General features: G+C 69.6%; 9 protein-coding genes and 1 pseudogene. 5 read left to right on the forward strand and 5 right to left on the reverse strand.

Translation table 11 applies throughout. From position 1 onward, the window contains the following. The first annotated feature begins 351 nt into the window (after nt 1–351). Nucleotides 352–1,341 carry a septation protein SepH gene (gene sepH / locus ACFWPJ_RS13435; protein WP_378850656.1) on the forward strand — a complete coding sequence of 330 codons (990 nt, stop codon included), beginning with the start codon at nt 352–354 and terminating at the stop codon, nt 1,339–1,341. Between the two features lie 161 nt (nt 1,342–1,502). Then, nucleotides 1,503–2,237, forward strand: coding sequence for a DUF6928 family protein (locus tag ACFWPJ_RS13440; RefSeq protein ID WP_378850658.1), 735 nt, complete (start codon nt 1,503–1,505; stop codon nt 2,235–2,237). 6 nt (nt 2,238–2,243) lie between these two features. Here ACFWPJ_RS13440 and ACFWPJ_RS13445 read toward each other — a convergent pair whose 3' ends face one another. Continuing rightward, nucleotides 2,244–2,546, reverse strand: a complete 303-nt coding sequence (locus ACFWPJ_RS13445; protein ID WP_378850661.1) for a DUF2537 domain-containing protein — start codon at nt 2,544–2,546, stop codon at nt 2,244–2,246. Beyond that, nucleotides 2,543–3,346, reverse strand: coding sequence for a TrmH family RNA methyltransferase (locus tag ACFWPJ_RS13450; protein ID WP_378850664.1), 804 nt, complete (start codon nt 3,344–3,346; stop codon nt 2,543–2,545). The genes ACFWPJ_RS13445 and ACFWPJ_RS13450 overlap by 4 nt, the downstream gene beginning before the upstream one ends. Nucleotides 3,347–3,371: 25 nt before the next feature. Here ACFWPJ_RS13450 and ACFWPJ_RS13455 point away from each other — a divergent pair, with 25 nt between their 5' ends. Continuing rightward, the gene (locus tag ACFWPJ_RS13455; protein ID WP_378850667.1) at nt 3,372–3,773 is read left to right on the forward strand and encodes a YccF domain-containing protein; all 402 of its coding nucleotides are present in this window, start codon (nt 3,372–3,374) and stop codon (nt 3,771–3,773) included. On the opposite strand, the gene ACFWPJ_RS13460 is transcribed toward ACFWPJ_RS13455, so the two are convergent. After that, nucleotides 3,774–4,211 (reverse strand): MarR family winged helix-turn-helix transcriptional regulator, encoded by a 438-nt coding sequence (locus tag ACFWPJ_RS13460; RefSeq protein WP_378850670.1) that lies wholly within the window; start codon nt 4,209–4,211, stop codon nt 3,774–3,776. It lies immediately after the preceding gene. A 62-nt stretch (nt 4,212–4,273) separates the two neighbouring features. Between ACFWPJ_RS13460 and ACFWPJ_RS13465 the strand changes: the two genes are divergently transcribed. Then, nucleotides 4,274–4,534 carry a DUF2530 domain-containing protein gene (locus ACFWPJ_RS13465; RefSeq protein WP_378850672.1) on the forward strand — a complete coding sequence of 87 codons (261 nt, stop codon included), beginning with the start codon at nt 4,274–4,276 and terminating at the stop codon, nt 4,532–4,534. Here ACFWPJ_RS13465 and ACFWPJ_RS13470 read toward each other — a convergent pair. After that, nucleotides 4,531–6,570 carry a neutral/alkaline ceramidase gene (locus ACFWPJ_RS13470; protein ID WP_378850674.1) on the reverse strand — a complete coding sequence of 680 codons (2,040 nt, stop codon included), beginning with the start codon at nt 6,568–6,570 and terminating at the stop codon, nt 4,531–4,533. The two genes, ACFWPJ_RS13465 and ACFWPJ_RS13470, sit on opposite strands and share 4 nt — an antisense overlap. A gap of 119 nt (nt 6,571–6,689) precedes the next feature. Here ACFWPJ_RS13470 and ACFWPJ_RS13475 point away from each other — a divergent pair, with 119 nt between their 5' ends. Next, nucleotides 6,690–7,316 carry a TetR/AcrR family transcriptional regulator gene (locus ACFWPJ_RS13475; RefSeq protein ID WP_189030205.1) on the forward strand — a complete coding sequence of 209 codons (627 nt, stop codon included), beginning with the start codon at nt 6,690–6,692 and terminating at the stop codon, nt 7,314–7,316. On the opposite strand, the pseudogene ACFWPJ_RS13480 reads toward ACFWPJ_RS13475, so the two are convergent. Next, a pseudogene (locus ACFWPJ_RS13480) lies at nt 7,313–8,402 on the reverse strand (ATP-binding protein); the annotation flags it as partial. The gene ACFWPJ_RS13475 and the pseudogene ACFWPJ_RS13480 sit on opposite strands and share 4 nt — an antisense overlap.

Genomic DNA, 8,402 nt, shown 5'->3' on the forward strand with positions numbered 1-8,402 from the left:
TGCTCCCCCCCCCCCCCTCCCAGCGCTGGGGCCCCGCCCACTACCACTCAACCCCCCGCGCCACCGGCGGCGGCCCCCCACCCATATTCCGCGGCCCCCCCCCCCCGGCCCTTTGCGTGTGTTCGCAACATTTGCTGACGAGCACTCGCTCGCCCGGCGGTATTTGATGTTGATCCATCACCAAAATCCCTGCACACGAGCAGGATTCGTGTGGTGAGCCGATCAGATTAGCGGGACCTGGCGTCCCGGTGCGCGATTTCGGTCGTGCGTGTCTGCTGCCGCGGGCAAGTAATGTGCACTACTGTCTAGGAAAGTGGGCGGTGTCGTAGCCGACGCGATAGGGAGGTAACGGTGCGTGAACTTCGAGTGATCGGGGTGACGCCCGACTCCACGCACATCGTGTGCAGTGACACCGAGTCCGGCACCAAGTTCCGGTTGCCCGCCGACGACAAGCTCCGCGCGGCGGCGCGCGGCGACCTCGCACGATTCGGCCAGATCGAGATCGAAACGGAAGCGTCTATGCGTCCTCGCGATATCCAGGCCCGTATTCGAGCCGGAGCGTCCGTCGAGCAGGTCACGGCGGAGTCCGGGATGCCGGCCACCAAAGTCGAACGTTTCGCCTACCCGGTGTTGCTGGAACGCGCACGCGCCGCCGAACTGGCGCAGAAAGCGCATCCAGTGCGCCCCGACGGTCCCGCGGTGGAAACGCTGCACGAGATCGTCACCGCGGCCTTCGCCGAGCGCGGCCACACCATCGAACAGGCCGAATGGGATGCCTGGAAAGACGAAAAGGGTTTCTGGGTCGCCCAATTGCAGTGGCGCCACGGACACTCCGAGATCGCGGCGCACTGGCGCTACCAGCCGGACGCGCACGGCGGCTCGGTGTCCCCGCTCGACGACCCGGCCAACGACCTGATCGATCCCGATTTCGGTCGCGCCCTGCGCGGGCTCGCCACCATCCTGCCCACCCCGGTGGAGCAGGCCGCACCGGTGGTTGTCGAACCGCCGACCCCGGTGGAGCCGCGTCCGCGCGAGCAGGTCGCCCCGACCGCGCGTCCGGCGAGCCGTCCCGCCCAGCCGACGCTGGACGAGTACTACGAGCAGCGCGCGGTCGCGGCCGGTGGTGGGGCCGCGGCGATTCCGGCCGCGCCGGTGCCCGCCGCGCCGATCCCGGCTGCTCCGGCGACGCCGAGTCAGCCTGCGGCACAGGACAAGGAACCCGCGGCGAAAGAGCCTGCACCGGAGAAGCCGGCGGCGAAGCCCGCACGAGCGAAGCGGGGTAAGGCACCCATGCCGTCCTGGGAAGACGTCTTACTGGGAGTCCGCAGCTCCGGGCACTGAGGAGTTACCCACGCCCTCACGCCGGGCTCGACCGAATCGCCAGTTCTCGCAAGTACATGGGTAACTCGCCGGGTACGAGCTGACGCAACGCGCCCCTGCCCGTCAGCCGCCGACGCCGCGCAGCTACCCACCTGGGTCCGGCTCGAATACGCGGAGAGGCGGTGACTGTGCATTCGGCTTCCACTCTCTGGTACGTCGACACTCCGGATCCGGTGGCTGTATTGCGGGACCACCCCGAACCTGATCCGGCCGCCGCTGCGGCGCTTGCCGGGCAGTTGTATGCCGAGCACGATGTGCTGCCGATCATGATCGGGACGCTCAACGGGTGTGCCGCGCCGGATCGGGACGAGGTGTACATCGGGTGCTATCCGGGGCTGACCGTCGTATGCACGGCCGAGGCGGCACTCGTGCGGCCGACGAAATTGCCGGATCTGCTGGTGCGGCCGCTCGCGTCCGAGCAGACCTATCTGGTGTCGTTCGACGCGACACTGCACTGGGGTGCGTTCGCGCATTGGGAGCGGGGCGAATTCCGGCGCTCGTTCAGTTCCACCCGGGTCGACATCCTGGAGAACGAAGGGCTGCCGATGGTGTGGGAGCGGCCGTTCTGGGCGGGTGAGCATCCCGTGCCGTGGTGGGGCGGCACACAGCCGGGAGCGCAGTCACTGCCGTTCGATCCCCCCGACTTCGCCGACGCGGCCAATGCCGAATGGCTCGGCTTCCACTACCGCACGCCCGCCGAGCCGGGCGGCCTCGTCCCGGGCGACCTGGCGGTCTGCGGATTCACGCTGTACCCGAAGGGCCAGGCACCGCAGCCCCAACCCGCACAGAGCGCGGCCATCCGGCGCAAGCGGGGCCTGTTCGGCTGGCTGCACCGCACCGCCCGGGTCGTGCTGTGACCCGCCTCAGCCGCTGAGCTCCTCGACGATCACCGCCAGCCAGCCCGCCACCACACCGATCGCCGCGCCGGCCAGCACCCACCGCACCACCGGCGTGAACCGCCAGCGCCACGCCGTCGGCGCCACCCCGATCGCGGCGACCAGATTCACCGCGACGGCCAGCAGCGGATGCACCGTGGCCAGCGCGGCCCCGAACGCGTAGACCGCGACCGCGCCGAGCACCGCGACCAGCACGACGACGGTGCAGCCCGCCACCCACGGCACCGAATCCGGTTGGGCGCGATAGGGACCGTCCGGCTCCTGCTTCACGATGTCCGCACCCGCTCGTAGAACGCCATCGCCGCCGCGGTCGCCACATTGAGCGAATCGGTGCCGGGCGACATCGGGATCCTGGCGCGAACATCGGTGGCGCGCATGGCTTCCTCGGTGAGTCCGGGTCCCTCCGCGCCGAGCAGCAGCGCGACCCGCTTGCCCGTCATCGCCGTCGCCAGATTCGCCGCCGCGGGATTCGGGGTCAGCGCGATGATCTGGAAACCACGCTCGCGCAACAGATCCAAGCCGCCCGGCCACGACGGCAGCTGCGCGAACGGCACCCGCAGCACGTGCCCCATCGAGACCCGCACCGCGCGCCGGTAGAGCGGATCGGCGCACCGGTCGCCGAACAGCACCGCGTCCGCGCCGAGGCCCGCGGCATTGCGGAACATCGAGCCCAGGTTCTCGTGGTCGTTGACACCCTCGAGCACCGCGACCGTGCGGGCGCCGTCGAGCACCTCGGCGGGCGTCAGCTCGGCCGGACGCGGCGCCACGGCGAGGACACCGCGGTTGAGATGGAAGCCGACCACCTCGGCCATCACCTCGGCACTGGCCCGGTAGTACGGGATGTCGCGCCCGGCCAGGTCCCCGGCCAGCGGCTCGTAGCGTTTCCCGACACCGAGCAGCGCGTTCGGGGTGAACCGCGAGCCGAGCATCCGCTGCACGACCACCACGCCCTCGGCGATGACCAGGCCTTTTCGCCCAGGCAGGTCCGGCCTGCGGTCGGCGGAGGACAGGTCACGGAAATCGTCGACCCGGGGGTCGGCGGGGTCGTCGATGTCGATCACTTCGGCCACTGGACAATCCTGGCATGATGGATGCATGAAGATCGTGCAGTTGATCTTGAACATCCTGTGGGTGGTGCTGTGCGGCTTCTGGATGGCCCTCGGCTATCTGCTCGCGGCACTGATCTGCTTCATTCTCATCATCACAATCCCATTCGGCATCGCCTCGCTGCGGCTCGCCGGGTACGTGCTGTGGCCGTTCGGCCGCACGGTGGTCGACAAGCCGAGCGCGGGCGCCGGCTCGCTGATCGGCAACGTGATCTGGTTCATCTTCGCGGGCTGGTGGCTGGCGCTGGGCCACATCGCCACCAGTATCGCGCTGGCGATCACGATCATCGGGCTGCCGTTCGCCTGGGCGAACCTCAAGCTGGTGCCGCTGTCGCTGTTCCCGCTCGGCCACGAGGTCGTCGACGCCGACGACGCGCGCGCCGCGCACTGATCACTCGGATTCGGCGACGATCTGGTTCATGATCTCGACGGCACGGTCCAGGATCTCGATCTGCTCGGGCTGCAGGCGCGAGAGCTGATCGGTCATCCACGCCTCACGGGCGTGCGTCTCGTCGGCGACGAGCGCGCGCCCGGCCGGTGACAGCGACACGATGATCTGCCTGCCGTCGGTCGGGTGCGGACGGCGCTGCACCAGATCCAGGTCCGACAGCGAGGCGATGACGCGCGTCATCGACGGCGGCTGCACCCGCTCCTTGCCTGCCAGCACCCCCGGCGTCATCGCGCCATCACGCGCCAGCGTCGCCAGAGCCGACAGCTGGGTGAGCGAGATCTGCGCGTCGGCACGGCGGCCGCGCAGGTGTCGCGTGAGCCGTACGACGGCCAGTGAGAGATCACCGGCCAGGGCACGGACGTCCGATGGCGTTGTCACAGTGCAGAACTCTACGGTACGGCCGCGCCCCCTGATGGGTTTCACGCGGCTACTGTTTGGGTATGGATATCGGCCACGTCAGTTCCGAGATGCCCGCGCTGCCCCTACGTCTGGTAGATCCGCGGCCGGTCGTCGGCGCCGGTTTCGTCGCCTGGCTCGTGGCCGCGGCGCTGGTGTGGCTGAATCCGGCGTGGTCAGAGGCCCGGCCGGTGTGTCTGATGGGCCTTGCGGTCGGCGTGCTCGGACTGTCGATCTTCCTCGCGCAGCGCCGGTCCGCCCGGCGCGGCGACAAAGGCGCCCAGGTGGGGCTGCGGACCGACTAACCGGTCACCTCGAATTCGGCGCTCGTCCCGGTGACCGGACGCAGCGCCCCGTCGGCGCCCAGCGCGTCGGCGTAGTGCACGAACCGGTGCACCCCCGGTGTGGCCGCCGCGGGGATGTCCCAGGTGAATCTGGCGATCGAGATCGCGTCGCCTTCCTTGCGCCAGTGGAATCGCACGTCCCACTCCCCCTCGTTGGCCACCCGCACCCAGTCGCCCGCGCCCGTGCGGCGCTGCACGACCAGGAACGTGTCGCCGCGGCGTGGATTGTGTTTCGGATGGGCCGAGACGAACTCGACCGCCACCCGCTCCCCGCGCGGAGTGTGCGCGGGCGGCTGCACGAGGACGTCGCCGAAGGCGCGGCCCTGCGGTGTCGCGTCCGGGCCGGGGGTCGAGGCGAAGTTCGGTTGCAGGGCCGAGACATCGCGCGGCGCCGGGCCGCGGCCGATCGCCCCGCCCGCCACGAACGCCGCGGCCAGCCGGGTGAACTCCTGGAGGTACGCGCCCAGTGTGTAGCGCCCGAACAGGGTCGAGGCGCCCTCGTACTGCTGCGCGTCGTACTCCTCGGGCGTGGTGACGTATTCGTGGTAGGAGTTCGCGTAGCCCTGCAGCAGCACCTGTTCCGGGTCGACGCCGAGCGCCGCCGCCACCGCCCGCCGCACCCGCAGGCCCGCGACGATGGTGAATTCAGCGCCCGCGGCGGCCAGATAGAGCCCGCCGATCCGGATCAGCTGGATCGGCACCACATTCGGCACCCACGGCACCGGCGGGAGCAGACCCAGCGGCACCGCGATCGCCTTGGGCGCCTGGGCATCCGCGAGCCAGGCCGGGTGTGGCTGGTCGATCCCGCCGAGGAAATCGACCAGCGGATTGCGTACCCCCTCGGGAATCGGCCCGCCGGGCAGGCCTGGACCGTCCTCGACGCTGCCCGCGATCAGTGAGACACCCGCGGCGGCGGGCGAGGTGCGCCGCGGTGCGCCGTCGGGAGTGAAGCGGCCGTCGACGGCGACATCGGCCAGGTCGATGTAGCACAGCAGCGAGTCGACCGCGCCGGACATCGAGACAGCCTGTGCTGCCGCTCTTTTCGATACCGCGTACTGGCGTTCGCCGAGGATCCTGGTGTTCTCGAACTCGTCGGTGGTCGGCCCGTCGCCCGGGGCGAGGTTGAGATTGGGCGACATGTCACCGGCATTGGTCTGCGCGAACGCGGCGATATAGGACGCCGCGCCGTCGAGATGGCGCACGCCGTGTTCGATGTGCTCGGCGGCGAAGCTGGCGTAGCCCTTGTTGTCCGAGCTGATCAGGCGGTTCGCGTTGGTCATCGAGGTGTTGTGGGTGGCGAACCAGGTGAGCGCGCCGACCTCGCGGCCCGCCCTGCTGAAGACCAGCGTGGTCACCGCCGGGTCGACGGCGCCGGGGAACACCGCGCGGTCGGCCTCGGGATTGCGCTCGAAGGCGACGCGGGACCGGTTCACGCTGGCATCGTGCAGTTCGGTGCGACCGAGCGCGATCGTGCCGGCCCCGAAGTCGGCGTCGGCCGCGACGATCGCTTCGACGACGCCGTTCACCTCGGCGTCGTACACCTGCTGCTGAAATCCGAGCGTCGCCAGCGTGTAGGCGTAGTCGTGCGCGGAACCACCACAACTGGAATGGGTGTGGGTGGAGGTGAGCACGACATTTCGCTCGGTATAGCGATCGCCGAATCGCTGCGCGAGCGCCAACAGCACACCGCGATGGACGGACCCGAACACCGCACCGTTCTCGACCGCGACGTAGGCGATCCGATTTCCACCCGCACCGATCACGAACGCGCGCGCCCGCGGGCGCAGGTGAATTCCGGCGGTGGCCTGATCGAGTTGCGAGTAGCCCATCATGCCGCATTCCGCGGCGGGTCCGGTGAGATCGGCGATACCGAGACCGAATTCGAATCCGCCCGGTTTCGGATTCGCGTGCGCGGCGGGCGTTCCCGTGGCGACGAGGGGAACGGCGGCCACACCCAGCGCCGAAGCGGTGAGGACGGTACGGCGGGACAGGGGCATCAGGCGACTCCTTCGCAACTTCCGTTTCGGAGACAACCACACCAACTGGTCAGATGTCCAGGATTTTCTCGCGGACCGGCGAATTGACTGTTTGCCACGCGAGCGCTTAACTCGCACACGTGTCCTCCCGATTGAGCGTCGAAGAACGACGAGCCCACCTGATCGAGGCAGCGATCGGTCTCGCCGAGAAAAAGGGTGTCGCGGGCGTGACCACCCGCGATGTCGCCCAAGCGGCAGGTGTCTCGCTTGGTGTGGTGCATTACTGTTTCGAAAACAAGGATGCGCTGATGACCGAGCTGGTCAAAGCGTTGTCCATGGAATTGCGCGATTCCGTCGATGCGGATGATTCGATCTGGGCGGATGCCGGAACAGGAAAAGAAGCGCTTCAGAAATTGGTGCGCGGCGCACTGGAACTGATGTGGCGCAACATAGAGGCCACCCCGGAACGTCAGCTGCTCACCTACGAAACGACCACCTACTCGCTGCGCGAGGGTGAGACGACACCGGCCAAGATCGCGATCGCCCGCGAGCAGTACGCGTTCAACGACAGCACCGTCGCCGACGTGATGGACCACTGCCGGGAAGCCACCGAGACCACCTGGAACACGCCCATCACCGAGCTCAGCCGGTTCATCCTCAACGTCATCGACGGCATCGTGCTGCGCTGGTTGGTCGACGACGACAGCGAAGCCGTGCAGAGCCAGCTCGATCTGCTCGCCGAGATGGTCACCGCGCACGCGCGTTAGCCGCGCGGCACCTGGACGTGCACGGCGTCGTCGGTGTGCCACCACGGCACCCGCACGGTGCCCGACAGCGCGCCGCGCAGGTGCACCTCGAGGGTGTCGTGCAGGACCAGCGCGCCGGTCGTGTCCGCCGGTGACCACAGCTGACGCAGCACCACACCCAGCGGGTCCGCGGCCCAGGTGGTTCGCATGCCGGTGCCGAGCACCTCGGCGCTGACCTCCTCCGAGACCAGCGGCAGATCGAGCAGGGCGGCCAGTGCGCCCGCATGGGCGGTGTCGCCGGCCACCAGCCGCTCGGGCGGGACGACCAGGCCGAAGCAGGGCTGGTCGAGGACCATGGCGGTGCCCGCGTCGACGACCGCGCCGGACAGGGCGCGAACCTGCTCGGGGAGATCGAGTTCGCGGGGATCGAGCGCGCCGGACTCGACGGCGGCGGCCAAGCGGGCGTGGGTGTGGGCGATGACCTCGGGCGCCGGGGTTTTCGACGGGTCGGCGAGGGCGTCGAGGAGTTCTTCCGCGAGTTCGGCCGACATCACGTCCGGGCGGACCAGGATCGGGCGTAGGACATCCAGATCCGCGCCCTCGATGCCGACAACATCGAAAGCCGGTAGCAGGCCCGCGAATTCGTCGTCTGCGGGGTGCCTCAGGCGGCCGAGGGCGATGCCGTCGATGTGGGCGTGGCGGTGCAGCCACCAGGCCGTGTAGCCGTCGCGATCGGCGAGCAGGGCGCGGGTGCGCGGCTCGGACAGTAGGTGGCGAAGTGCTGTGGGCCAGCGGTTTTCGTCGACCAGATCGAGGTCGCGGACGGCCGCGAGCTCGCGGGGATCGGCGGAAAGGCTGTCCCACCAGTCGTGTTCGTCGTCGAGGTCGTGGTCGGGGCCGATCGGATCGGGGTCGGTGAGCACCGCGAAGTCCCAGCCGACGCCGATCGCGCGCAGGGCCTGGGGGCCGGGAACGGCGCCCCCCACGTCGGCGGCGGGGGGGGAACGGGGGTTCCCCCCCCCGGCCGGGGCGCGCGGGGGGGCGGGGGGGTGGACCCCCGCGCCCCCCCGCCCCCCCCCCACGGCGCCGAGCTGGGTCTTGTAGGCG

Origin of the sequence: Nocardia sp. NPDC058497, from assembly GCF_042720195.1 — a bacterium.
Taxonomy (GTDB): Bacteria; Actinomycetota; Actinomycetes; order Mycobacteriales; family Mycobacteriaceae; genus Nocardia.

Bases quoted from the DNA above. Each gene is read 5' to 3' on its own strand.
- ACFWPJ_RS13465 (WP_378850672.1), top strand. From the start codon at position 4,274: ATGGATATCGGCCACGTCAGTTCCGAGATGCCCGCGCTGCCCCTACGT.
- ACFWPJ_RS13455 (WP_378850667.1), top strand. From the start codon at position 3,372: ATGAAGATCGTGCAGTTGATCTTGAACATCCTGTGGGTGGTGCTGTGC.
- ACFWPJ_RS13470 (WP_378850674.1), bottom strand. From the start codon at position 6,570: ATGCCCCTGTCCCGCCGTACCGTCCTCACCGCTTCGGCGCTGGGTGTG.